General features: G+C 55.5%; 20 protein-coding genes and 2 pseudogenes. 5 read left to right on the top strand and 17 right to left on the bottom strand.

Annotation, left to right across the window (positions count from 1 at the left end; genetic code table 11):
• Positions 1 to 37 precede the first annotated feature (37 nt).
• Positions 38 to 1,218: pseudogene (locus tag OAN307_RS30550) on the top strand (IS3 family transposase); the annotation flags it as partial.
• A gap of 155 nt (positions 1,219 to 1,373) precedes the next feature.
• Here the strand turns inward: OAN307_RS30550 and OAN307_RS23095 are convergent.
• Positions 1,374 to 1,628: pseudogene (locus OAN307_RS23095) on the bottom strand (IS6 family transposase); the annotation flags it as partial.
• Positions 1,629 to 1,737: 109 nt separating this feature from the next.
• Between OAN307_RS23095 and OAN307_RS23090 the strand changes: the two are divergent.
• Both OAN307_RS23090 and OAN307_RS23085 read left to right on the top strand, forming a co-directional pair.
• Positions 1,738 to 2,510, top strand: a protein-coding gene (locus tag OAN307_RS23090) for an IS5 family transposase (protein ID WP_144055675.1) whose coding sequence is annotated in 2 segments (ribosomal slippage) — positions 1,738 to 2,191 and positions 2,191 to 2,510 — 774 coding nt in all. Because the reading frame shifts where the segments join, the coding sequence is not laid out codon by codon here.
• A gap of 271 nt (positions 2,511 to 2,781) precedes the next feature.
• The gene (locus OAN307_RS23085; protein WP_044044368.1) at positions 2,782 to 3,468 is read left to right on the top strand and encodes an IS6 family transposase; all 687 of its coding nucleotides are present in this window, start codon (positions 2,782 to 2,784) and stop codon (positions 3,466 to 3,468) included.
• Here OAN307_RS23085 and OAN307_RS23080 read toward each other — a convergent pair.
• Entirely contained in the window at positions 3,415 to 3,903 is a 489-nt protein-coding gene (locus OAN307_RS23080; protein WP_015501822.1) for a class I SAM-dependent DNA methyltransferase, read from the bottom strand. The genes OAN307_RS23085 and OAN307_RS23080 overlap by 54 nt on opposite strands.
• 53 nt (positions 3,904 to 3,956) lie before the next feature.
• Here OAN307_RS23080 and OAN307_RS23075 point away from each other — a divergent pair, with 53 nt between their 5' ends.
• Complete coding sequence (locus OAN307_RS23075; protein WP_015501821.1) at positions 3,957 to 4,814, top strand: SDR family oxidoreductase; 858 nt, start codon at positions 3,957 to 3,959, stop codon at positions 4,812 to 4,814.
• 70 nt (positions 4,815 to 4,884) lie between these two features.
• Here OAN307_RS23075 and dxs read toward each other — a convergent pair whose 3' ends face one another.
• The 6 genes from dxs to OAN307_RS23045 all read right to left on the bottom strand — a co-directional run bounded on the left by dxs (position 4,885) and on the right by OAN307_RS23045 (position 10,126).
• Positions 4,885 to 6,792 (bottom strand): 1-deoxy-D-xylulose-5-phosphate synthase, encoded by a 1,908-nt coding sequence (gene dxs, locus OAN307_RS23070; RefSeq protein WP_015501820.1) that lies wholly within the window; start codon positions 6,790 to 6,792, stop codon positions 4,885 to 4,887.
• 13 nt (positions 6,793 to 6,805) lie between these two features.
• Positions 6,806 to 7,675 (bottom strand): polyprenyl synthetase family protein, encoded by an 870-nt coding sequence (locus OAN307_RS23065; protein ID WP_015501819.1) that lies wholly within the window; start codon positions 7,673 to 7,675, stop codon positions 6,806 to 6,808.
• Positions 7,668 to 7,904, bottom strand: coding sequence for an exodeoxyribonuclease VII small subunit (locus OAN307_RS23060; protein ID WP_015501818.1), 237 nt, complete (start codon positions 7,902 to 7,904; stop codon positions 7,668 to 7,670). The genes OAN307_RS23065 and OAN307_RS23060 overlap by 8 nt, the downstream gene beginning before the upstream one ends.
• Complete coding sequence (locus OAN307_RS23055) at positions 7,901 to 8,824, bottom strand: histone deacetylase family protein (protein ID WP_015501817.1); 924 nt, start codon at positions 8,822 to 8,824, stop codon at positions 7,901 to 7,903. The genes OAN307_RS23060 and OAN307_RS23055 overlap by 4 nt, the downstream gene beginning before the upstream one ends.
• 92 nt (positions 8,825 to 8,916) lie before the next feature.
• Entirely contained in the window at positions 8,917 to 9,618 is a 702-nt protein-coding gene (locus OAN307_RS23050) for a response regulator (protein ID WP_015501816.1), read from the bottom strand.
• A gap of 4 nt (positions 9,619 to 9,622) precedes the next feature.
• On the bottom strand, positions 9,623 to 10,126 hold the full coding sequence (locus tag OAN307_RS23045; protein WP_015501815.1) for a MarR family winged helix-turn-helix transcriptional regulator: 504 nt from the start codon (positions 10,124 to 10,126) through the stop codon (positions 9,623 to 9,625).
• Positions 10,127 to 10,273: 147 nt separating this feature from the next.
• Here OAN307_RS23045 and OAN307_RS23040 point away from each other — a divergent pair, with 147 nt between their 5' ends.
• Positions 10,274 to 11,143 carry a branched-chain amino acid aminotransferase gene (locus OAN307_RS23040; RefSeq protein ID WP_015501814.1) on the top strand — a complete coding sequence of 290 codons (870 nt, stop codon included), beginning with the start codon at positions 10,274 to 10,276 and terminating at the stop codon, positions 11,141 to 11,143.
• 7 nt (positions 11,144 to 11,150) lie between these two features.
• On the opposite strand, the gene OAN307_RS23035 is transcribed toward OAN307_RS23040, so the two are convergent.
• The 9 genes from OAN307_RS23035 to OAN307_RS22995 form a co-directional block, all read right to left on the bottom strand.
• Positions 11,151 to 11,336, bottom strand: a complete 186-nt coding sequence (locus OAN307_RS23035) for a hypothetical protein (protein WP_044044311.1) — start codon at positions 11,334 to 11,336, stop codon at positions 11,151 to 11,153.
• 60 nt (positions 11,337 to 11,396) lie between these two features.
• Positions 11,397 to 12,326: a DMT family transporter gene (locus OAN307_RS23030; protein WP_015501813.1), complete on the bottom strand. Its 930-nt coding sequence runs from the start codon at positions 12,324 to 12,326 to the stop codon at positions 11,397 to 11,399.
• A 38-nt stretch (positions 12,327 to 12,364) separates the two neighbouring features.
• Positions 12,365 to 13,534: a PQQ-dependent sugar dehydrogenase gene (locus OAN307_RS23025; RefSeq protein ID WP_044044309.1), complete on the bottom strand. Its 1,170-nt coding sequence runs from the start codon at positions 13,532 to 13,534 to the stop codon at positions 12,365 to 12,367.
• 55 nt (positions 13,535 to 13,589) lie between these two features.
• The gene (queG, locus tag OAN307_RS23020; RefSeq protein WP_144055673.1) at positions 13,590 to 14,615 is read right to left on the bottom strand and encodes a tRNA epoxyqueuosine(34) reductase QueG; all 1,026 of its coding nucleotides are present in this window, start codon (positions 14,613 to 14,615) and stop codon (positions 13,590 to 13,592) included.
• Positions 14,616 to 14,728: 113 nt separating this feature from the next.
• Complete coding sequence (gene fzlA, locus OAN307_RS23015) at positions 14,729 to 15,394, bottom strand: FtsZ-binding protein FzlA (protein ID WP_015501810.1); 666 nt, start codon at positions 15,392 to 15,394, stop codon at positions 14,729 to 14,731.
• A 66-nt stretch (positions 15,395 to 15,460) separates the two neighbouring features.
• Positions 15,461 to 16,228: a monofunctional biosynthetic peptidoglycan transglycosylase gene (gene mtgA, locus OAN307_RS23010; protein ID WP_015501809.1), complete on the bottom strand. Its 768-nt coding sequence runs from the start codon at positions 16,226 to 16,228 to the stop codon at positions 15,461 to 15,463.
• 167 nt (positions 16,229 to 16,395) lie between these two features.
• Positions 16,396 to 20,934: a glutamate synthase large subunit gene (gltB, locus tag OAN307_RS23005; protein ID WP_015501808.1), complete on the bottom strand. Its 4,539-nt coding sequence runs from the start codon at positions 20,932 to 20,934 to the stop codon at positions 16,396 to 16,398.
• A gap of 39 nt (positions 20,935 to 20,973) precedes the next feature.
• Positions 20,974 to 21,708 (bottom strand): hypothetical protein, encoded by a 735-nt coding sequence (locus OAN307_RS23000; RefSeq protein WP_015501807.1) that lies wholly within the window; start codon positions 21,706 to 21,708, stop codon positions 20,974 to 20,976.
• Positions 21,709 to 21,797: 89 nt separating this feature from the next.
• A complete protein-coding gene (locus OAN307_RS22995; protein WP_015501806.1) occupies positions 21,798 to 23,255 on the bottom strand; it encodes an NAD(P)-dependent oxidoreductase in 1,458 nt (485 codons plus the stop codon).
• Positions 23,256 to 23,445 lie beyond the last annotated feature (190 nt).

The raw sequence follows: 23,445 nt of genomic DNA, 5'->3' as shown, positions 1-23,445 counted from the left end.
GATTTGTGTAGAGTCCGCCCAACAAAAGGACGGACAAATGAAGGCACGATTTACAGACGAACGGATCATAGCAATTATCAAAGAACAGGAATCTGGGGAGAAGACTGCTGATGTATGTCGGCGGGACGGGATCAGTTCAGCGACGTTCTATAAATACACATCGAAGTATGGAGGCATGGAGCCGTCTGACGCGAAGCGGTTGCGGGCCTTGGAAGACGAGAACGGGAAGCTAAAGAAGCTGCTAGCGGAACAGATGCTCCCTTCTCGGGACATTGCTGCGCAATACCCTGTCAGGCGAGGGACAATGCAATGTTGCGAGACATCAATTCAAAAAAATGGTGACGCCCGTTGGGAAGCTTAAAGCTGTGGTTCACTTGATGGAAACTCATCAGGTTAGCCAGCGACCATTGCCCGGCAGGCGATTGCAAAGCAATCTGCCGAGAGGGGGCGTGCGATGTCTTGCAAGTTGATCGATCAACGGTGCGGTATCCGTCTCGCCGCGGCGATGACGCTGAGTTGCGTGATGCCATCAAGCGGGTTTCGAGGGAGCGGCGACGGTTTGGTTGCCGTCGTGTTCATGTGATGATCGCGCGCGAAGGCTTTGCGGTGAACCACAAAAAGGTGAGACGCATTTACACTGAAGAGAAGCTCCAAGTGCGTCGTAGGGGCGGTAGAAAGCGCGCTTTGGGCACGCGGAAGCCGATGGTGCTGCCTGATGGTCCTAACCAGAGATGGTCATTAGATTTTGTGTCTGACGCGCTGACTGGCGGTCGCCGGTTTCGTATTCTGACGGTTGTCGATGACTTCAGCCGCGAGAACCTGGTGCTTGTCGCGGACACATCATTGTCTGGTCAGCACGTTGCCCGAGAACTGGACCGCGTAATCGCTGAGCGCGGCATGCCAAAGACGATTGTGTCGGATAACGGCACAGAATTCACCAGCATGGCGATCCTCAAATGGGTTCAAAATACGGGCATCGATTGGCATTATATCGCGTCCCGCCGCCCGGCAGTGGTTTGCTTGCAAACCATGAGAGGGGGCAAGCCCCAGCAGAACGGGTTCATCGAAAGCTTCAACGGTAAACTAAGAGATGAATGCCTCAATGAAACGCTGTTTGCTACATTGGGCGACGCCCGCAAAACGCTTGAAGAATGGCAGGACGACTACAACTGGCGCAGACCACATTCAGCTCTGGGGAACCTGACGCCAATGGAATTTTTAGAGAGAAGGATCATCGACAAGATGGCCGCTTAAGGTCAAAGATTTAGCACCAAGGACTCCGCGCAAAGCTGGAGGGAAATTGGGGCACAGGTCAATGTGAACGACCACAAAGTCCGACACATCGACGTTTCAGTTTCAAAATTGATGTGCTGGACATCCTCGTCCAGGTGCCATTTGTCCGCCACTTTGGGTCGATCTCGGCGGATCACCTTGGCATATTGTGATCCGAATTTCGCTACCCAAGCGCGGATGGTCTCGTAGCTGACTATAATCCCACGTGCTGCCAGCAAGTCCTCGACATCGCGCAAATTCATGGGAAATCGGTGATAGGCCCAGACGGCGTATGCGATGATCTCAGGAGAAAAACGATGGCCTAAGAAGGCGCCAGATTGCTTGGGCTTGGTCATACGAATGCATACCCCGAAGGGAAATACCCCGCAACTTGACGATCCCCGATTTAAAACTAGTTAAGTAAGTTGTAATTGTATTCGGTTATGAAGCTGAATGGAGATCTCAATGGCCTGGACTGAGCTCACCCGTCGCCAACATGATCGAAAAAGCGATAAGTACGCAAGTGATATGACAGACGCAGAATGGGCGTTGATAGCGCCTTTGATGCGGCCGCCCAAGGGAACAGGCCGGCCTCGTACGACATGTTTGCGCGACGTATTCGACGCGATCCTCTACATTGCAACGACCGGATGCCAGTGGCGCATGTTGCCCAACGACTTCCCGCCAGTTTCGACTGTGCGGAGTTATTTTTACGCGTGGCGCGATGATGGCTTGCTGGATGAGATGAACCGTAAGCTGGTGGAAGTCGCGCGTTTGGCCGAGGGCCGTAAGGCCCAGCCAACCGCCGGGATCATAGATAGTCAGAGCGTAAAAACAACTGAAAGTGGTGGGGTTAGAGGGTACGATGCGGGAAAACGGATCAAAGGACGCAAGCGCCATATCGTCACCGACACAGTCGATTTTTGGTGGGCCTGGTGGTCCACAGTGCCGGAATTCAGGATCGGGATGGCGCGCCAGATGTGTTGAAAGCTATCGTCTCACGTTATCCATCATTGCGGCATGTATTTGCGGATGGCGGATATGCAGGGCCCAAACTGCGGGACGCGCTGAAGGCCCTTGGCCGATGGACCGTCCAGATCATCAAACGTTCCGATACCACAGAGGGCTTTGAAGTGCTGCCGCGCCGGTGGGTCGTCGAACGCACCTTCGCCTGGCTGAACCGATGTCGCCGCCTATCAAAAGATTGGGAAAAATCTATCGCAAGCGCAGAGGCTTGAATCCTCATCGCACACATTAGACGCGTCACACGACATCTCACAAGGATCTGAAATCGCTCAAATAGTTTTGAATCAGACTCTAAGGGCTCCAACTTGCAGTTCTCCGCTCTGCAGCATCGTGGCCTTCCATCGAATGCGCTTGGTCACTCACAGCCGATTCTGTTGAAAAACACCGTGTTGCGCGGGTTCTGTCGCAAAGTTTTTGCGTTTGGGTGAGACTGCTGGATTGTGTTAGGTGCGGGCCTTTGTTCTTGAGGGTGAGCTACTGACTGTGAAAATTGATTTCAAAGGGAACCACTTCCCCAAAAGCGTGATCCTGTACGCTGTATTTTTCTACGTACGTTATGGCGTCTCGTATCGTGATTTAAAGGAAATCATGGCCGAACGCGGCGTTGAAATCGATCATGCCACTCTGAACCGGTGGGTGGTGAAATTCTCACCATTGATTGCTGCAAACGCGCAGGCCAGAAAGAAACCGACAGCCGTCTCTTGGCGAATGGATGAAACGTATATCAAGGTTCGTGGTGAGTGGACCTATCTTTACCGCGCTGTTGATCGCGAAGGGGAAACTCTTGATTTTATGTTGTCAAAGCGTCGTGACACCGGCGCCGCTCGAAGGTTCTTCAAGCGCGCCGTTGGCACTAACGGTGTTCCAGATCGTATTGCGATCGACAAGAGTGGTGCCAATTTGGCTGGCCTGCAAAGCCTCAATGTCATCCTTAAATTCACGGGAGCTGGTCAGATTATCAGTATCTTTCAATCTAAATATCTCAACAATATTGTGGAGCAGGATCATCGATTCATCAAGCGGATCACACGGCCAATGCTGGGCTTCAAAGCGTTCCATTCTGCTGCAACAACATTGGCTGGGATCGAAACTGCGCATATGATCCGCAAGGGCCAACTAGCCCAAACAGGCATCCCGGCATTCAAGCAGTTCGCAGCCCTCGCAGCATAATTGTGTCCAAAGAAGACTGTTCGTCAGCCTGCCGAAAAATTTGCGACAGAACCTGGTAAATGTGCCGGCACTGACGATTCCGCGATATCCCGTCAGGCCCAATGGCTGGGTGACATCCGCCGCAATCAAGTCGCGGTAGGCACCTTTGCCTTTGGCGACGCGCAACATGTCTTCAGACAGATCTAGCGCGTCAATCGGCCCAACGCCAACTGCCGCCAATCCTTCGCCAACCAATCCCGTCCCCGCACCAACGTCCAGAACCGGACCACACCCTCCAGCACCGACGAAAACCCGGACCACTTCGCGCGGGGTCAGATAGCCCTGCGCGGCGCCAAAATCGCTGTCGTAGGTATCTGCCCACGCTGCGTAAAGTCGTTTGGTATCTTCTGGCGTCTTCAGCGCATAGGCGCCTTCTAAATTTGTATCATCTGTCATGCATTGATCCTAACACACCTTGCGCCGCGCCGCAGCTTGCGCGACCAATAGGCATGACAAAAACGCTCCTCTCCTTTGGCCACGGTTATTCGGCCCGCGCACTTACAACGCTTCTATCAGACGATTGGCGCGTGATCGGAACCACGCGCAGCGACGAAAAAGCGGCCGCATTAATGGCGGGAGGGACCGAGCCGCGCATTTGGCCCGGTGCGGACCTCACCCCTGCTCTCAATGCTGCGACGCATCTATTGATTTCCGCAGGTCCGTCTGACGCAGGTGATCCAGTCCTCAACGAATTGCGCAGCGAAATCGCGTCACGTCGTGATCAGTTCGAATGGGTTGGCTATCTGTCTACGACTGGCGTTTACGGCGATCATGACGGGGGCTGGGTCGATGAAAACACGCCCCTCAACCCCTCAACGAAACGCGGTCAGATGCGGGTGGACGCTGAAACTGCGTGGCAATCGCTTGGTCTGCCACTGCACATTTTCCGGCTAGCGGGAATTTACGGGCCCGGACGTGGGCCATTTGCGAAAGTGCGCAACGGCACCGCACGCCGCATCATCAAAGACGGCCAGGTTTTCAGCCGTATCCACGTGGCCGATATTGCCCAAACGCTTGCCGCATCCATCGCGCAGCCCAATTCCGGTGCGATCTATAATCTATGTGACGATGATCCCGCCCCGCCCCAAGACGTCATCGCGCACGCCGCAGAACTGCTTGGCATGGCAACCCCGCCAGCGCAGAATTTTGCTGTTGCCGACCTGACCCCGATGGCGCGTAGTTTTTATGCTGAAAGTAAAAAGGTGCGCAATGACCGGATCAAATCCGAACTTGGCGTGAAATTAATCTACCCAGACTACCGCGCAGGTCTCGCCGCACTTCTGGCCGCTGAAACAGAAAATCGCTAGGCCAAATCTTGTCCCGCATAGGTCCACTTGCAATATACAAAGCAATCAAAAGATGCCTGCCAAAGCAGCCCTAAGCGCGTTTTCCAATCACATCGACGCCCAACACATGCAGTACTTTTGTTTCGATGTGTTCGGCGTTCATGCCCGCAACTTCGTACATTTCGCGCGGGCCCGCTTGGTCGATAAACACATCCGGCAGCACCATTGAACGGAACTTCAGGCCATGATCAAACACGCCTTCCTCTGCCAACAATTGCGCCACATGTGACCCGAACCCACCAATTGCGCCTTCTTCAACGGTGATCAGTGCTTCGTGATCGCGCGCCAGTCCAAGGATCATGTCGCGATCTAACGGCTTGGCGAACCGCGCATCTGCAACTGTAGGCGTGATGCCCCTTGTGGCCAGCGCTTCACAGGCTTTTTCAATTTCCTGTAACCGTGTGCCGAACGACAGAATGGCGACACGCGCGCCTGCTCGGATCATCCGACCTTTGCCAATTTCAAGCGGCTGCGCGTCATCGGGAATTTCAACACCGACACCTTCGCCACGTGGAAAGCGGAATGCGATTGGTCCACTATCATGGGCAACAGCGGTTGCCACCATGCGCGTCAACTCCGCCTCATCCGCAGCGGCCATGACAACAAATCCAGGCAGGTTCGCCAGAAACGCCACATCGAAGGATCCGGCGTGGGTCGCGCCATCCGCGCCGACCAGCCCCGCGCGATCAATCGCAAACCGCACGGGCAGACGTTGGATCGCAACATCATGCACGATCTGGTCATAGCCACGTTGCAGAAAGGTGGAATAAATCGTGCAAAACGGCTTCATCCCGCCCGCCGCGAGACCTGCACAAAACGTCACGCCATGTTGTTCGGCAATACCAACGTCAAAACAGCGCGACGCAAACCGCGACATGAACCGATCCAACCCCGTGCCATCCGGCATCGCCGCCGTCACTGCAACGATCTTGTCGTCTTTGGTCGCATGTTTGATCAGGCTTTCAGCAAATACCGACGTGTAAGATGGCGCATTGCTTGGCGTTTTCTTCTGCTCGCCTGTCACCACATCAAACTTTGCCGTTGCATGACCGCGATCCGCACGATTTTCGGCGTAGCCTTTGCCCTTTTTGGTAATCACATGAATTAGGATCGGCCCTGTCGCACGTATTTTTACCGTCCGCAGCACCGACAACAACTGTTCCATATCGTGTCCGTCAATCGGCCCCAGATACGAAAAACCCAGTTCTTCAAACAGCGTTCCGCCAACGGTCATATGTTTCAACATATCCTTGGCCCGCCGCGCGCCTTCTTGCAAAGGTTCCGGCAAAAACGACACGGCGCCTTTTGCCGCCGCTTTAAATTCCTGAAACGGGTCGCCCGCATAAAGGCGCGACAGATACGACGACATCGCGCCAACTGGTGGTGCAATCGACATTTCGTTGTCATTTAAAATCACGATCAGGCGTTTCTTCAAATGTCCCGCGTTATTGAGCGCTTCATACGCCATGCCCGCCGACATCGCCCCGTCGCCAATCACCGCAATCGCATCGCCGCCTTCGCCACCCAAATCGCGCGCAACAGCAAAGCCGAGGGCGGCAGAAATCGATGTGGACGAATGCGCAGCACCAAAGCAATCGTAGGGCGATTCAGACCGCTTGGTGAACCCGCTCAATCCATCCTTTTGGCGCAATGTGCGAATACGATCCCGTCGACCCGTCAGGATCTTGTGCGGATAGGTCTGATGGCTGACGTCCCAAACAATCTTGTCCTTGGGCGCGTCGAAAACCGCATGCAGCGCCACAGTCAACTCAACCACGCCAAGCCCGGCCCCCAAATGCCCACCAGTCTCTGACACCGTTGAAATCGTCTCGGCCCGCAATTCATCCGCAAGCCTGCGCAACTGCGCATCACTCAGGCCATTCATGTCACTCGGCAGATCAATTTGATCCAAAAGTGGGGTCATCGGTCTCTCAGCCATATCGGGCCATCCTTCAGCGGCTTCGGTTCACAACGAACCGCGCTGCAGCCTTTAACGTGTCAGCTGCCTCTTTATAAACATCTAATGCATCACATGCCTCGTCCACCAACTCAACCGCGCGACGTTTCGCCCCATCCAGACCCAAAAGCGAAACAAACGTGGCCTTACCCGCAGCGTCGTCCTTGCAAACCGCCTTACCAACCGTGTTCGCGTCGCCCGTCACATCCAGAATGTCGTCGGCAATCTGAAACGCGCGGCCCAGCGCTTGGCCATAATGGCGCATTGGCATCTCGTCCGCGCCTGCAATTCGTGGACCAGCCGCACAGGCCCATTCAATCAACGCTCCAGTCTTCTTGGCCTGTAGGCTTTCAATCTCGCGCAGGGTCAAAGGCGCATCCGCGGTCTCGGCCGCGATGTCCGCTGCTTGCCCACCAACCATGCCACGCTCACCAGCATCGATGGCCAGCATATGTGCCAAAACGACCTTCGCCTCTGGCTTGATATCTGCCGACATAATCAATTCAAACGCCAAGGCCTGCAACGCATCGCCCGTCAGAACTGCCGTCGCCGCGTCCCACTTGCGGTGCACCGTTGGTTTGCCGCGCCGCACATCATCATCATCCATACAGGGCAAATCATCATGTATAAGGGAATAGGCGTGCATCGCCTCTATTGCGCCAGCGATCGGTGCAGCGATCCGCTCCTCGACACCGTGCAAACGCGCACCTTCAAGAACTAGAAATCCGCGCAATGCCTTTCCGCCGCGCACCGCATACATCATCGCGTCTGGGACAACCGTTTCAACAGGTCGCACAGCGGCCTCGATTGTTGTCTCAACAATCTGTGCTGCATGCTTCAGCGCATCTTTCAATGCGTCAGCCATCCAACGGTTCCGTGCCTGTCGGTTGCCCATCGCCATCCAGTGTCAACTTAGCAACCTTTTCTTCAGCCTCTTTCAGCTTCGCCTCACAGCGCTTTTTCAATTTCGCACCACGTTCATACAGCGCAATAGAATCGTCTAGCGGAACCTCGCCACGCTCCAACTTGCCGACAACCTGCTCTAACTCGCGTAGCGCGTCCTCGAAACTCATCGCTTTAACATCTGCACTCATCGCGCGCGCTCCTTTAATACGTCTACGTGTGCCCGCGCCGAACGGCCCAAGGCTTCCAGATCATACCCGCCCTCAAGCGCGGATACCACACGGCCTGAACAATGCTTATCCGCCAAATCACACAGCTTTCCAGTGATCCACGCGAAATCATCCTCATGCAACAGCACCCCCGCCAATGGATCGTTAGCATGTGCATCAAATCCCGCGGATATCAACAAAAGCTCTGGCTTGAACGCATCAACGCGTGGAAACACTTGGCGTTCCCACGCAGTGCGAAATGTGGCTGATCCACAGCCATCTGGCAGTGGAACATTCACAACATTGCCAACGCCGGTTTCATGCGCCGCACCCGTGCCGGGAAATAATGGCATCTGATGGCTTGAACAGAACAAAATCCGCGCATCCTCTTCAACCAAATCCTGCGTGCCGTTGCCATGGTGCACATCGAAATCCAAAATCGCAACGCGCTTTAACCCGTGAAATTCCAACGCATGCTTGGCTGCGACAGCGACAGATCCAAAGAAACAGAACCCCATTGCAGTCTCGCGTTCTGCGTGATGCCCTGGTGGGCGCACTGCGGCAAACGCATTGCCAACGTCGCCAGCCATCACCAGATCGACCGCCTTAACAACAGCACCCGCCGCACGATAGGCTGCTTCCAAAGTGCCAACAGACATATGCGTATCCGCATCCAAAGACCGCCAGCCCTCGGACGGCGCTGCCGCCTTGATCGTCTGAATATGCGCCTTCGGATGGGCCCGTAATAGGTCATCATCCGCCGCCAATGGCGCATCAACACGCACCAAATCCATGCCGTCCATCGCACCCAACACCGCATCCAACCGCGCCACCTGCTCAGGATGTCCTTGCGGTGTCACATGGTCGTAACAGCCCTTATGTGTAATCAATGCCGTGGCCATACCGCCCCCTTGCCTTTTTTCACTATCTTTATCTCAGAATCATCCCCGCAAGGGACTTCCGTCAGTTCAACAAGGTGCAGGTATTACGTCTTTTAATCTGGCGCCAACATATATCCCGCACCGCGCACCGTCTGCAGATAGCGTGGCTGTTTAGGGTCAGTCTCTAACTTGCGGCGCAACCGTGTGATCTGCACGTCTACTGCACGCTCTTGTGCCTGCCCGCCAGATCGACCCAACCGATCCACCAAATTCTCTCGGCTGATCGCTTCCCCCGGAGTGGTCGAGAATATCTTCATCAACTGCACCTCCGTCGCGGTCAGCCGCACCAAATCCTCGCCACGCCATATTTCTCCACGGTCCATTTCATAGCGCAGCGGCCCCAGATGCAGCACCTGAGGAACAATACTTTTGGCTTCCGATGGTGGCACACGGCGCAGGATTGAATTGATCCGCAGCAGCAGTTCCTTGGGTTCAAACGGCTTGGCCAGATAATCATCCGCGCCCGCCTCAAGCCCAGCGATCCGATCGCTGGTCTCCGCTTTGGCCGTCAGCAACAAGATCGGCGTGTTACGTTCACGGCGCAGGTCAGCACACAGTGTCACGCCGTCCTCGCCGGGCATCATCACATCCAGAACGAGCAGGTCAAAATCCAAGCCCGCTAAAATCCGCCGTGCATGGGCTGCATCGCGGGCAGCCGTCACAAGAAACCCATTGCGCACTAAATATTTCTGCAACAACACGCGGATCCGCTCATCGTCGTCGACAATCAGCAGATGTGGCTGGTCACTGTGCATTGTACTACCCCTTCAGGTCTTTCAACGCATCATAACGATTGCGCATCTCTTCATCCATCATCGCCTCAAGCACTTGCCTGAACCCTGTAACGGCTTCCGGCCCCGCAGCGCGGTAGGCGGTTCGCATCCGGTCGCGTTGGGCATCTGACAACTGCCGTTCCAACGCCTCGCCGTCTGGCGTCAGATACAAGTGTCGTTCCCGCTTGTCGCGCTTACCGACTTCGTTGCGGACCAAACCATCCGCAACCAATGCCCGCAACACACGGTTCAGCGATTGCTTTGTAACGCCCAGCATCGCCAATAGATTATTGACCGTCGTTCCCGGACTGCGATGAATAAAATGTAGCGCACGATGATGCGCCCGCCCGTAGGCAATGTCAGACAGAATACGATCAGGGTCTGCCGTAAACCCACGGTAGGCGAAAAACATCGCCTCAATTCCTTTGCGAAGCTGTTCATCCGTTAGGAACAACAGTGCGTTGCCGGTTTCTCTCCCGCCGCCTTCCATAGGGGGCCTCCTTCACAATGTGCCTAACAATACGTCAGCTTTGTTGACATTCCAAGCAGGCATGGGTATCGAATCGCAGGTTTCGCGTAATTAAGTGTCCACATCGGACCTAAATGCGCAATATTCATAAAGTAAGGGGGCTGCAACATGGCTGGCGCATATGATGATCGTGATGGCAAAATCTGGATGGACGGCACGCTCGTCGACTGGCGCGCGGCCAAAGTCCACATCCTCTCTCACGCCCTGCACTACGCCTCCTCCGTGTTTGAAGGCGAACGCTGCTACAACGGCAAGATATTCAAATCCCGCCAGCACTCCGAACGCATGCTGAGATCTGGCAAGTTCATCGACTTCGACATCCCCTATACAATCGACGAAATCGAGGCTGCGAAACAAGCAGCACTTGATGCCAACGGCCTGAAAGACGCCTATGTGCGTGCGGTTGCATGGCGCGGTGCCGGTGAAGACATGGGCGTCGCGTCTTCGCGCAATCCTGTCCATATGGCCGTGGCTGTTTGGGAATGGGGTAACTATTACGGCGATGCCAAAACCAAGGGTGCAAAGCTCGATATTGCCAAATGGAAACGCCCGTCGCCCGAATGCGCCCCGTCCCAAGCCAAAGCTGCTGGCCTGTACATGATCGCGACAATGTCCAAGCACGCGGCAGAGGCGAAGGGCTGTTCAGATGCCATGATGTACGACTATCGTGGCTACATCGCCGAAGCGACGGGCGCCAATATCTTCTTTGTCAAAAACGGCGAAGTGCACACGCCCACACCTGATGCATTCCTGAACGGGATCACCCGTCAAACGGTTATCGGCATGCTGCGTGACAAAGGCATCACCGTCATTGAACGCCACATCATGCCCGAAGAACTAGACGGGTTTGAACAATGCTGGCTGACAGGCACTGCCGCCGAGGTCACACCAGTCGGTCAGATCGGTGAGAAAAAATTCGAAGTCGGCAAGCTGGTTACAGACCTTGCCGCCGACTACGAAAAATTGGTTCGCGCCTGATCGAACGCTAAACGACGCGCCCGCGTTCAATCATCAGATATTGAACAAGACGCCCGTTTCCGGACGTCCGCGTTTCCCCGAACGTCCGACGCCGCGCTGCTTGAAACAGCTGGCGTCGGTGGAGTTTAAAGAACATAGCCGCACGTTTGCTGGTGTGTCGCGCGTGGGATTGGTCAGTGATATGACGGGTCATAGCAGTTCCTCCTCTATCGCGGCGACCATACCATACTTTGGGCGAAAATGCACCCCAACCTTACTCCAATCCTTTCGCTTTAACCTTGCGCCGCGCCGTCGCATCACCACCAAGCGCGCGTTCACGCAATACGATGATGACGCCCGCAGAAATCACAAACGCCGCGCCAATCAACATCGCCATAGTTGGCACTTCGTCGAACCAGAAATAGCCAATCAATAGCGACCACAACATCGCAATATAGGTGAACGGCGCCAGAACGCCTGCCTCGGCAAACCGATAGCTTGCCGTCAGCAAAATCTGTCCAAGCCCACCAATGACCCCGGCCCCGACCAGCAACGCCAATTCATATCCATTCGGCCAGACCCAGCCAAACGGCAGCGTCAGCAGCGACAAGACCGTCGCTGTCGCCGAAAACCAGAACACAATCGCCGTCGTGCTTTCACGCCCTGACATGCCTTTTACAAATACCTGCGCCAACGCCGCCAGACACGCTGATCCCAACGTCAATCCAACGCCCAACGCCTCGTTTGATCCCAATCCAACGCTCATCCGTGGTGCCACAATAATTACGACCCCAATAAAACCCAGCATGACTGCCGCGATGCGCACAAAGCGAAACCTTTCTCCCAAAATAAACGCCGCCAAAACAACCATCAAAATGGGCGACACAAAGCGGATCGCGGTCACTTCGGGCAACGGCAGATACTTCAAACCCGCGAAACCCAACCCCATCGCGCAAGACCCAACAATCCCCCGCACGGCATGATTGCGCACCGATTTCGTGCGAATCCCTGCCCTGATCCCACCGTGCGTTACCAACCAGATCAAAATGATTGGCATCGCCATAATGGATCGAAAAAACATCGCCTCGCCTGCCGGCACGCGGTCCGCCGCCTTGATGAATGCGGACATGACAGTGAACACAGTTATGGCCGACATCATCAGAAAGATGCCCCGCGTCACATTGCTCTGAATTGATGTGGTCATGCCCCGTGCCTACGCCGCAGCAGCGACCATGACCAGCACTACTGCGCTGGTGTCATGCGCAAAATTCCGCCGTTCGGCGCGTCGATCAGCACCAGAACCGACCCATCGCGCAACACCTCGACGTCGCGAATCCGACCTACATCTGTCAGCAACCGTTCCTCACCCGTGACGCGCCCGTCTTCCATCGACAATCGCACCAACGCGCCGGGGTTCAAACCGGCGATCAGCAGATCACCACCCCAGTCAAACAGCGTGCCTTCGTAAAAATCGATCCCACCGGGCGCGATTACCGGATCCCAATAATAAACCGGCTGCTCCATTCCGGCACGCACCGCCTCACCGGATCCGACACCGGTGCCGTCATAATTGATCCCATAGGAAATAATCGGCCAGCCGTAGTTTGCACCGGCCTGCGGCGCGTTCAACTCATCCCCGCCGCGCGGCCCGTGCTCCATCGTCCACAACGTCCCGTCAGCGGCAAAATCAGCCCCTTGAATGTTGCGGTGCCCATAAGACCAAATTGTGTCCACCCCCTCGGTCCCAACAAACGGATTGTCGTCCGGCACGTCGCCCTCAGGCGATATCCGAATGACCTTGCCGTAGGTCGTGGTGATATCTTGCGCAAGCACGCGGTCCGCCTGACTGCTGTGTTCGCCCGTGGTGATATAGGCCATTCCATCCGGACCAAACACAATGCGACTGCCATAATGCTTGGGCGTCTGCGACGGCGGGTTTTGCTCAAAAATGACACGAACATCTGTCATTTCAGTGCTCTCTTCGTCGAGCACGCCTGTCGCAGCGGCCGTAATATATCCCCCGTCCATCTCAGCGGCATAGGTCCACCAAACTTGCCGCGTGTCGGCGAAATCGGTCCGCACTGCAACGTCCAGCAACCCGCCCTGATCAATTGCCGCAACCTCTGGAAGCCCGCCAATCGGCTCTGACATCGCACCATCTGAAATTAGCCGCATCCGCCCTTCGCGCTCCGTCACTAAAAAACCGTCCCCCGGCAATTGTGCAATTCCCCACGGCGCACGCAATCCTGACACAAGCTGTTCAATTTCGACCGCCGTCTGTGGCAATGCAGGCGCACGGGTCTGCCCCTCGAACGCGGGTGCGAAATCGGCGTTGGCCGCTCCCTGCTCAACCTGTGCTGCAGCAATCATCGGTGTCAAAAAGGCGGCGACTAGGGCTGCGGTACGCATCATCAAATCCTTTGTTCTTTTGGGAAATGTAGCGCGGCCCGCTCAGCAGACCAGCCGATCACCCCTTATCAAGGCATTCCACAGCCCAACGCGCTGCATCTGCAACCTCTTCGGCAGGATCTCCAATCAGTGCGGCTGCCGCATCCTTCAACGCTGGATCGCCTGAATTTCCAATTGCATACAGAACATTGCGCACAAACCTGTTGCGCCCGATCCGCTTCACTGGACTGCCCGAAAACATCGCCCGAAATGCACCGTCGTCCAAAGCGACCAGTTCGCGCAATGGCGGCGCGACCAATTCAGGCCGCGCCGCATACCGGATTTCACGCGCCTCAACCGCAAACTTGTTCCACGGGCACACCGCCAAACAATCATCACAGCCATAAATCCGGTTGCCCATCAGCGCGCGCAAATCTTCTGGCACTGGCCCCTTATGTTCAATCGTCAAATACGAAATACACCGCCGCGCATCGAGCTGAAATGGCGCCGGAAACGCATTCGTCGGGCAGATGTCCAAACACGCCGTGCAGGACCCGCACTTCTCAACCTCTGCCGTGTCAGGCTCCAAGTCCAAAGTGGTAAAAATCGCCCCAAGGAAAAACCAGTTCCCCAATTCGCGGCTCAATAAATTCGTATGCTTACCCTGCCATCCCAGCCCGGCCGCCGCCGCAAGCGGTTTTTCCATTACGGGTGCGGTATCGACAAACACCTTAATCTCACAGCCCGCTTCATCGACCAACCAACGCCCCACGCGCTTCAGTCGCTTCTTCACTACATCATGATAATCACGGTTCTGCGCATAAACGCTGATTGCCGCGCGGTCCTTCTGCTCTAAAACCGCCAAGGGATCATGCTGGGGCGTATAAGGTTCCGCCAACATCACAACTGACCGCGCCTCTGGCCACAATGCAGATGGATCACTGCGCCACGCCATCCGCTCCGCCATCCACGCCATCTGGCCGTGGTGGCCTTCATCCACAAACCGCTGCAATCGCTCCGGCAATTCAGGCACAGCATCGGGTCGGCACACGCCAAACCCCGCAAAACCTTCCTCCAACGCCTTAGCGCGCAATTTGTCTTTCATGTCAGCAACCATGAAACCTCAGCTTCTTTGGTTCAAAAATACCTCGGGGGGAGTCCGTAGGACGGGGGGCTGGCCCCCCCTTGATCGGACAGGCAAAGCCTGTTCGAAAAGACCTAAAAATCCAGATCATTATAATGATTTGGCTGCGGAAACCCAGAAATCTGATCTGCCAAAATCGACCGGAATGCAGGTCGTGACTTGATTTTCGCATACCAATCTTTGACGATCTCACTGCGGTTCCAGTCTACATCCGACACATAATCCAGACACGACAGATGCGCAGCAGCGGCAAAATCAGCTAGGCTCAACTCATTGCCCGCCAACCAGCGCCGCTGGTCCAACAGCCAGTGCATATAATCAAGGTGATATTTAATCGCCTTGCTTCCCGCCTTCACATTCGCGCTATCGGGATATCCTGTACCCATAATCTTGCGGAACACGCGTTCGCCCATCAGCTTGTTCGTCACTTCGGAATTGAACTTATCGTCGAACCACGCCACCAGACGGCGCACCTCATATCGACCATCTGCATCGCTTGGCAGCAACGACGGGCTCGGGTGCGTCTCTTCCAGATATTCGCAAATCGCGCTGCTCTCGGCCATCATGCGATTGCCCATTTTCAGCACGGGAACCTTGCCAGCAGGGTTGCGGCGCAGGAAATCTGCGTCCTGTTCCCAGAAACGTTCTTCAACAAGCTCAACCTCGATCCGCTTCTCGGCCAGCGACAAGCGCACTTTGCGCGAAAAAGGTGACAGCGGATAATGGTAGAGACGGTTCATAAAAGGCCCCAGACAACAATTAGTCCTTCAATGCCCCAACAGACCTGCCGTTACAATCCCGACACGCTATTCAAAACACGCCGCGCGACCATCCGCCCGAATTGTTGCAGCCCCGTCAACGATGCTCGCGGTGCGGCTGCGAATATAAGACGTGGGCTGGGACGCGGACCGCGTTTTCGGGCTCGGCAGGATCGCAGCCAGACGCGCAGCTTGCACGGACGACAATTCGGCTGCCGTCACACCGAAATAATGCGTCGCTGCGGCCTCAACCCCAAACACGCCATCATCAAATTCTGCCACGTTCAGGTAAACCTCAAGAATGCGTTCTTTGCTCCAGACCGCTTCGACCAGCGGTGTCATCAATGCCTCAAGCGATTTGCGCAGCCAAGACCGTCCCTGCCACAAGTACACATTCTTCACGACCTGCTGGGATATCGTCGATCCACCACGATTGGCGCCATCTTGCAAAGCCGCTTGAATCGCTGTCAAATCAAGCCCCCAATGCAGGCAAAAATCCGCATCCTCTGCTGCGACAACGGATCGTGCCATCACTGGCGCGATATCTTCCATCGCCACCCATCTCTGGTTCACACCACCAACACGGCGACTTTCAGAAAACATGTAGGGGGTAGACGGTGGGTTCACGACGCTGAACACCGCCGTTAGCAAAACTGCCAATGCGATCATAATCAGAATGCCTCGAAATATGTATTTTATCACCCGCCGCACGAACAATCGTGGGCGATCACGGAACCTGATGGGGTCCTTAACGATTTTGCGTGTCTTACGAGCCATGGCGCCATTCATCGCAACACCACGGCGCGGGTCAAGCATGCAAACCTACGCCGCATAAGAAATGTCACTTCAAAGCACCTTTGCCTTTCGGCCTTTCAACACAAACCGCGCAAATCCCCAGCCCGCACCAGCCAGTCCGATCATCTCTGGAAACAATGCAACAATCGCCGCCGTAACTGTGGCGGCGATTGCTTTATTTGTCTGGCTTATTCAGCCGGCATTGCGACCGGTTCATGGGTCAGTGGCGCCACCAGATGCACCAACATTTCTTTGGGGCAAACCTGCACGAAATGTGCGCGCTCAAGTTCCCAATGCTGCAAGATATCAGCGGCCTTACGGCTATCCGTCTCAGCAAGGTGGCGCTCAACCAGACCTTTTAGCTGATGTTCCCAGTGATCCACAGTCACGCCACACGTCACCAGCGTTTCCATATTGATCAACGGTGTGGTCAAGCGTTCGGGGTCGTATAAATACGCCATCCCGCCTGTCATACCCGCACCAAAGTTCGCGCCAATCGGCCCAAGGATCACCGCAACACCGCCCGTGGTGTATTCACACCCGTTTGATCCACAGCCTTCAACCACCACCTTCGCACCGGAATTCCGAACAGCGAACCGTTCACCAGCCCGACCGGCGGCAAACAGATACCCGTCCGTCGCACCGTACAGAACCGTGTTGCCGATGATCGTATTCTCACTCGCAATCAGTGGTGAATTCATCGGTGGACGCACAACAATAATGCCTCCCGACAGACCCTTGCCGACGTAATCATTGGCATCACCCGACACCTCCAACTTCAATCCAGGCGCTGCAAAAGCCCCCAAAGACTGCCCCGCCGACCCCTTTAGCTTCACCGTCAAATGGTCCGGCTGCAGCGAATTGCGCATCCCGAAGTTCTGCACAATGTGGCTGCTCGTGCGCGTGCCGATGGATCGCAACGTGTTCTGCACTGCGTATTCCAGCTGCATCTTTTCGCCGTCATTGAGGAAACGCGCTGCATCCTTGACGATCTGCGCGTCCAACGTGTCAGGCACCGGATTGCGCGGCTTGTTACGGTCATACACAATCTCTTTTGCGCCATCGACCGTGATCAACAGCGGATTAAGATCGAGGTCATCTAGATGCGCCGACCCACGCGACACCTGCGCCAACAAATCCGCCCGCCCGATAATCTCGTCCATCGACCGTGCGCCAATCTCAGCGAGGATTTCACGCACTTCAGTGGCGTAGAATGTAATCAGGTTCACGACCTTATCGGCATTGCCTGTAAACTTATCGCGCAACGCTTCGTCCTGCGTACACACACCGACGGGGCAGGTGTTAGACTGGCATTGGCGCACCATAATACAGCCCATAGCAATCAGCGCAGCAGTGCCAACGCCATATTCCTCAGCCCCGAGCATCGCCGCCATGACAATATCACGCCCGGTGCGCAAACCACCGTCGGTGCGCAACGTCACGCGTTCACGCAGGTTGTTCATCGCCAACACCTGATGCGCCTCGGTCAGACCCATTTCCCATGGCAAACCTGCGTATTTGATCGACGACGCAGGTGACGCTCCGGTGCCACCATTGTGCCCCGAAATCAGGATCACATCGGCCTTGGCCTTGGCCACACCAGCCGCAATCGTGCCGACCCCGCTGGACGCCACCAGCTTGACCGTCACCTTTGCGCGCGGGTTGATCTGCTTAAGATCGTAAATCAGCTGGGCCAAATCTTCGATTGAATAAATGTCATGGTGCGGCGGCGGTGAAATCAGCGTCACACCGGGCGTGGAATGGCGCAAACGCGCGATCAGCTCTGTGACTTTCATACCGGGCAACTGCCCGCCTTCACCGGGCTTGGCACCCTGCGCGACCTTAATCTCAAGCTCCTCGCACTGGTTCAGATATTCTGCCGTCACGCCAAACCGTCCCGACGCAACCTGCTTGATTTTGGCGCTTGGGTTATCGCCATTCGCCTCGGGCACAAAATGCGCCGGATCTTCGCCACCTTCGCCCGAATCCGACTTTGCGCCAATCCGGTTCATCGCAACGTTCAACGTCTTATGCGCCTCTGGTGACAACGCGCCCAACGACATGCCCGGTGTCACGAACCGCTTGCGGATCGACGTGATGCTTTCAACCTCGTCAATCGGAACCTTCTTGCCCATCGGCTTCACAGCCAACAAATCACGCAAATGGATCGGGGGGTTTGATTGCATCGCTGTAGAATATTGCTTCCACAACTCATACGACGCGCGATTACAGGCCTGCTGCAACAGGTGCATCGTCCCTGCTTCCCATGCGTGCTTTTCACCGGACCGCCGCGCCTTGTAGAAACCACCAATCGGCAACACGTCGATACCACCAAGCCAACCGGCCTTGTGGACCTGTTCAGCCTTGCGTTGGATGCCCGTCACACCAATGCCGGAAATCCGGCTCTGCATGCCGGGGAAATATTCGGCAACCATAGCGCGCGACAGCCCGACCGCTTCAAAATTCAGACCACCACGATACGACGAAATCACCGAAATCCCCATCTTCGCCATGATCTTCAAAAGACCCTGATCGATCGCCGTGCGATAGCGGATGATGGCCTCAGTCAGGGTGCAATCCAGCAGGCCACGTTCGATCCGGTCATCCAGCGAATCCTCGGCCAGATAAGCGTTCACCACAGTTGCGCCACAACCGATCAGCACGGCAAAATAATGCGGGTCGATACATTCCGCCGACCGCACGTTGAGCGATGTAAACGTTCGCAATCCCTTGCGCGTCAGCCAAGAATGAACCGCCGATGTCGCCAAGATCATCGGCATTGGCACGCGGCCCTCACCTTGATGTTGATCCGTCAGCGTCAAATGCCCTGCACCTGATCGCACAGCGTCCTCTGCCTCTGCGCGAATCCGCGCGAGGTTCTTGTTCAGATCGCCAGCTTCAGAACCACCGGCAAACGTACAGTCAATCTCGACACAGGATGCATTGAACAAGGTTTGCAACACATCCCACTGGGCATTGCCCACAAACGGCGAATCCAGAACAAGGATCTCCGTCTGGCTGCTGTCCTCATCCAGCACATTCTTCAAGTTTCCGAAACGCGTCTTCAGGCTCATCACGCGAAATTCGCGTAAGCTGTCGATTGGCGGGTTGGTGACTTGGCTAAAGTTTTGCCGAAAGAAGTGGCTCAGCGGACGGTACTTTTCGGACAAGACTGCGGACGGAGTGTCATCCCCCATCGATGCCAATGCTTCTTTGCCGTCCTCGGCCATTGGCGCCAGAATACTTTCCAGCTCCTCAATCGTATATCCAGCCGCAATCTGGCGTTTGCGCAATTCACTACCGGAATAAATCGGCGCCTCGGTCACAGCAGCCAAATCATCATCCAACTCGTTGATCTTGGCGACCCAATCGCCAAACGGCAGGGCAGCCGACATCTTATTCTTCAATTCCTCGTCATGAAATAACGCGCCCTGACCCATGTGCACACCGATCATCTGACCCGGCCCAAGCGCGCCTTTTTCGACGACATTTGCCTCATCAATCGGCACCATTCCGGCCTCAGATCCTGCAATCAGCAGACCATCCCCCGTCACGACATAACGCATCGGGCGCAGACCGTTACGATCAAGGCCCGCACAAACCCAACGACCATCCGTCATCGCAAGCGCCGCAGGGCCATCCCAAGGTTCCATCACCGAATTGCAATACGAATACATATCGCGCCACGCCTGCGGCAGTTCCGTCGCCTGTTTGGACCAGCTTTCTGGCACCAACATCGTCTTGGCCATCGGCGCAGACCGACCTGCACGCACCAACATCTCAAACACCGCATCAAGCGCGGCGGAATCCGACGACCCGCTTGCGACGATCGGTTTAATATCTTCTGCCATGTCACCAAACGTACTCGACGCCATGCGAATCTCGTGCGACTTCATCCAGTTCAAATTGCCCTTCAACGTGTTGATCTCACCGTTGTGGGCCAACATGCGGAACGGCTGCGCGAGCCACCACTGCGGGAATGTGTTGGTTGAATAGCGCTGGTGATAAATCGCAAACGCGCTCTCGAACCGCTCATCCATCAGGTCGGGGTAAAACTCAGCCACTTGTTCGGCCAGCATCATGCCTTTGTAGATGATGGATCGGCACGACAACGACGCGAGGTATAGTTCCCGCACGCCCGCAGCGATCGCCGCTTTTTCGATCCGGCGACGGATCACATATAATTCACGCTCGAACGTTTCCTCATCCACACCCTTGGAATTCGAAATCAAAATCTGTTCAATCTCGGGGCGTGTCGCATTGGCCTTTTCACCAAGGCACGCGATCTCAACCGGCACATGACGCCAGCCATAGATATAATACCCCATGCGCAAAACTTCGGATTCGACAATGGTACGACAGGTTTCCTGCGCCCCGAAATTCGAACGCGGCAAGAATATCTGCCCAACCGCGAGCATTTCGTCCTTGCGTGGCGTATGCCCCGTGCGTTCAACCTGATCATAGAAAAACGCCATCGGGATCTGCACGTGGATACCCGCGCCGTCGCCTGTCTTGCCATCGGCATCCACAGCACCGCGGTGCCAGATCGCCTTGAGCGCCGCAATGCCATTTTCGACCACTGCGCGCGACGACTTTCCGTCAATCGACACGACGAGACCTACACCGCAATTGGCCTTCTCATCGTCGTGCGAATACAGGCCATTCTCGGCCATAAAGTCGCGCTTTGCAGTTTCGGCAGCAACCCATGCTTCATCATACTTGGTCATGTCATTTCTCCTTGTCCCAGCCCATTCGGGGGGACCATCTTAGTAATTTGTCAAAATTGGCTGGCTGATCGGCATGTCATTGTGGGACATTTCAACGCCGCAGCCGAACTTCGGGTTTACCGACAGATATCCCGGCTCTCCTGGGTAGATGAACTCAACAGGCGTGTCATCGCTGTCGAACCGATCGTCAGACGTGATGTAGCTGCTCAACCCGGCAATAAACATGCGCCACTCACGGCTCACATACTCGGCACCTTCGCTTTTCCACATTTCAGTTCCGGCGGCATCGAATGCCGTCAGTTCATATTGTGTGCGCAGCAACGTCACACCATCGATCACAACGCTCTCACCGGTTAAGCTATCAAAGCCGACATATTGGCGTGTCCCGATCTCTCGGTTTTCGGTGGAAAAATCCCACGTATCAACAGAGTTCGCCAAAAGCTCATTCAGCGACATCGGGTCAACGACAGTCGACTGGCGTTCCGTGTGGCCGGACCGCAAATGAAAACTCTCCAGCCATTCGGCCTCGTCATTTATGCGACCAACATAGGTCAAGCCGGCTTGGTCCATCGTCGCGCGGCGTTGCTCACCGTTCTGGTCTTCGTCGCACCGAAAATAATGCGACACAGAACAACTTGAATTTTGGATCGTCAGATATCCTTCGCAACCTTGCGGCATTGAAAACACTTGCGCCGCAAGGCGGGCCACCGAACCGATTAAGGACGACCCAAAAACCACCGACCCAATCAAAAATGCGAATGTCGTCTTCATCATCTTTTAGTCCTCCACGTCAGCGACGCTGACCTATCGTGCATATCTGCTGCCATACAGGTGGTGCACAGCCGGTGTACGCTGTGTGCCACCTACTCAGCCGCCATCAAAGCGCCCTGATTTACGTATTCCAAAATCGCCTCAGCCGCATCGCGCCCGTCTTTGATGGCCCAAACCACCAGTGACGCACCGCGCACAATGTCGCCTGCGGCGAACACACCCTCAAGGCTGGTTTGGCCGCTGGTGAATTCCGCCTTGATTGTGCCCCAACGGGTCACTTCCAATTCAGGCACACCCCAAAGCGTCGGGATGTCCTCGGGTTCAAAGCCCAGCGCCTGAACCACCAAATCGGCGTCTTCAATGTAATCGCTGCCTTCAATCAACTCTGGCATCTGGCGTCCTGTCGCATCCGGCGCACCGAGGCGCATTTTCTGCACCATGACACCGTTCACTTGGTCTGCCGTGCCAGTGTCCCGCTCACTAGAAACGAAGCCCTTTGGCGCGCTCAGCCAGACAAACTCAATGCCTTCTTCTTTGGCGTTCTGAACTTCGCGCATCGACCCCGGCATATTCGCCTCGTCGCGGCGATACAGGCACTTCACAGATATCGCATCCTGACGGATCGCAGTGCGCACACAGTCCATTGCCGTATCACCACCACCAATCACGACGACCTTTTTGCCCTTGGCGTTCAGCTCTCCGTTGTCGAACTCTTCGACATCATCCCCAAATGATTTGCGGTTGCTGGCAGTCAGATAATCAATCGCCCGCACAATGCCTTCTGCACCCGCACCCGGCGCCTGCAAAGCCCTTGTTTTATAGACGCCAGTAGCGATAAGCACCGCTTCGTGCTTGCCGCGAATGGCATCAAAACTCAGGTCATCACCGACGTCGCAGTTTAACACAAACTCTACGCCGCCGTCTTCCAGTTGCGCCATGCGCTGCATGACAATGTCTTTTTCCAACTTGAACCCGGGGATGCCGTAGGTCATCAAACCGCCGCCGCGATCATAACGATCATAGACTGTGACCTGCACACCCTGACGGCGCAGCATATCCGCCGCCGCAAGGCCTCCAGGACCAGCCCCGATAATGCCAACACTCTCAACACGTTCGGTATGCGGGCGGATCGGTTTGACCCAGCCTTTCTCAAACGCTGTGTCAGTGATGTACTTTTCAACTGACCCGATAGTGACCGTGCCGTGTCCGGCCGTTTCGATCACACAGTTGCCTTCGCACAGGCGATCCTGCGGGCAGATGCGACCACAAATCTCGGGGAACGTGTTGGTCGCTTGTGCCAACTCATAGGCTTCTTCCAACCGGCCTTCTGCGGTCAAACGCAGCCAGTCGGGGATGTTGTTGTGCAATGGGCAATGGGACTGGCAATAGGGCACACCGCATTGGCTACAACGGCTCGCCTGCTCGGCGGCCTTGGCCGTGGCGTACTCCCCGTAAATCTCTCCGAAATCTTCTTTACGTAGATTGGGCGGACGCTTTTCCGGCATGTCCCGCTCTACGTTCGTAAACTTCAACATCTTTTGATCAGCCACGCGACATTCTCCCAATCGAATTCCGGACTATCCCTTTATTCCATCTGTTTTGAAAATAAAAGTCAGCATAGGTTACCTATTTTTGATATATTTTCACCAACTGACGATGTTTTGTCAATACCTACAGCGTTTATAGGGCCGATCCGGTCCTATATCTGCTCTTCCCCCGCGAGTCTGGTGATTTAAAAAG

The organism is Octadecabacter antarcticus 307, assembly GCF_000155675.2.
Lineage (GTDB): Bacteria > Pseudomonadota > Alphaproteobacteria > Rhodobacterales > Rhodobacteraceae > Octadecabacter > Octadecabacter antarcticus.
This window is presented reverse-complemented; position numbering and strand designations above follow the sequence as displayed.

What these genes read in the sequence shown, in the direction of transcription:
- OAN307_RS23040 (WP_015501814.1), top strand. Translation starts at nt 10,274, where the DNA reads ATGGCTGGCGCATATGATGATCGTGATGGCAAAATCTGGATGGACGGC.
- dxs (WP_015501820.1), bottom strand. Translation starts at nt 6,792, where the DNA reads ATGGCTGAGAGACCGATGACCCCACTTTTGGATCAAATTGATCTGCCG.
- mtgA (WP_015501809.1), bottom strand. Translation starts at nt 16,228, where the DNA reads ATGCTTGACCCGCGCCGTGGTGTTGCGATGAATGGCGCCATGGCTCGT.
- OAN307_RS23025 (WP_044044309.1), bottom strand. Translation starts at nt 13,534, where the DNA reads ATGATGCGTACCGCAGCCCTAGTCGCCGCCTTTTTGACACCGATGATT.
- OAN307_RS23035 (WP_044044311.1), bottom strand. Translation starts at nt 11,336, where the DNA reads ATGACCCGTCATATCACTGACCAATCCCACGCGCGACACACCAGCAAA.
- OAN307_RS23060 (WP_015501818.1), bottom strand. Translation starts at nt 7,904, where the DNA reads ATGAGTGCAGATGTTAAAGCGATGAGTTTCGAGGACGCGCTACGCGAG.
- OAN307_RS23075 (WP_015501821.1), top strand. Translation starts at nt 3,957, where the DNA reads ATGACAAAAACGCTCCTCTCCTTTGGCCACGGTTATTCGGCCCGCGCA.
- OAN307_RS23080 (WP_015501822.1), bottom strand. Translation starts at nt 3,903, where the DNA reads ATGACAGATGATACAAATTTAGAAGGCGCCTATGCGCTGAAGACGCCA.
- OAN307_RS23050 (WP_015501816.1), bottom strand. Translation starts at nt 9,618, where the DNA reads ATGCACAGTGACCAGCCACATCTGCTGATTGTCGACGACGATGAGCGG.
- fzlA (WP_015501810.1), bottom strand. Translation starts at nt 15,394, where the DNA reads ATGAACCGTCTCTACCATTATCCGCTGTCACCTTTTTCGCGCAAAGTG.
- gltB (WP_015501808.1), bottom strand. Translation starts at nt 20,934, where the DNA reads ATGACCAAGTATGATGAAGCATGGGTTGCTGCCGAAACTGCAAAGCGC.
- OAN307_RS23065 (WP_015501819.1), bottom strand. Translation starts at nt 7,675, where the DNA reads ATGGCTGACGCATTGAAAGATGCGCTGAAGCATGCAGCACAGATTGTT.
- OAN307_RS23030 (WP_015501813.1), bottom strand. Translation starts at nt 12,326, where the DNA reads ATGACCACATCAATTCAGAGCAATGTGACGCGGGGCATCTTTCTGATG.
- OAN307_RS23000 (WP_015501807.1), bottom strand. Translation starts at nt 21,708, where the DNA reads ATGATGAAGACGACATTCGCATTTTTGATTGGGTCGGTGGTTTTTGGG.
- OAN307_RS23055 (WP_015501817.1), bottom strand. Translation starts at nt 8,824, where the DNA reads ATGGCCACGGCATTGATTACACATAAGGGCTGTTACGACCATGTGACA.
- queG (WP_144055673.1), bottom strand. Translation starts at nt 14,615, where the DNA reads ATGAAAGACAAATTGCGCGCTAAGGCGTTGGAGGAAGGTTTTGCGGGG.
- OAN307_RS23045 (WP_015501815.1), bottom strand. Translation starts at nt 10,126, where the DNA reads ATGGAAGGCGGCGGGAGAGAAACCGGCAACGCACTGTTGTTCCTAACG.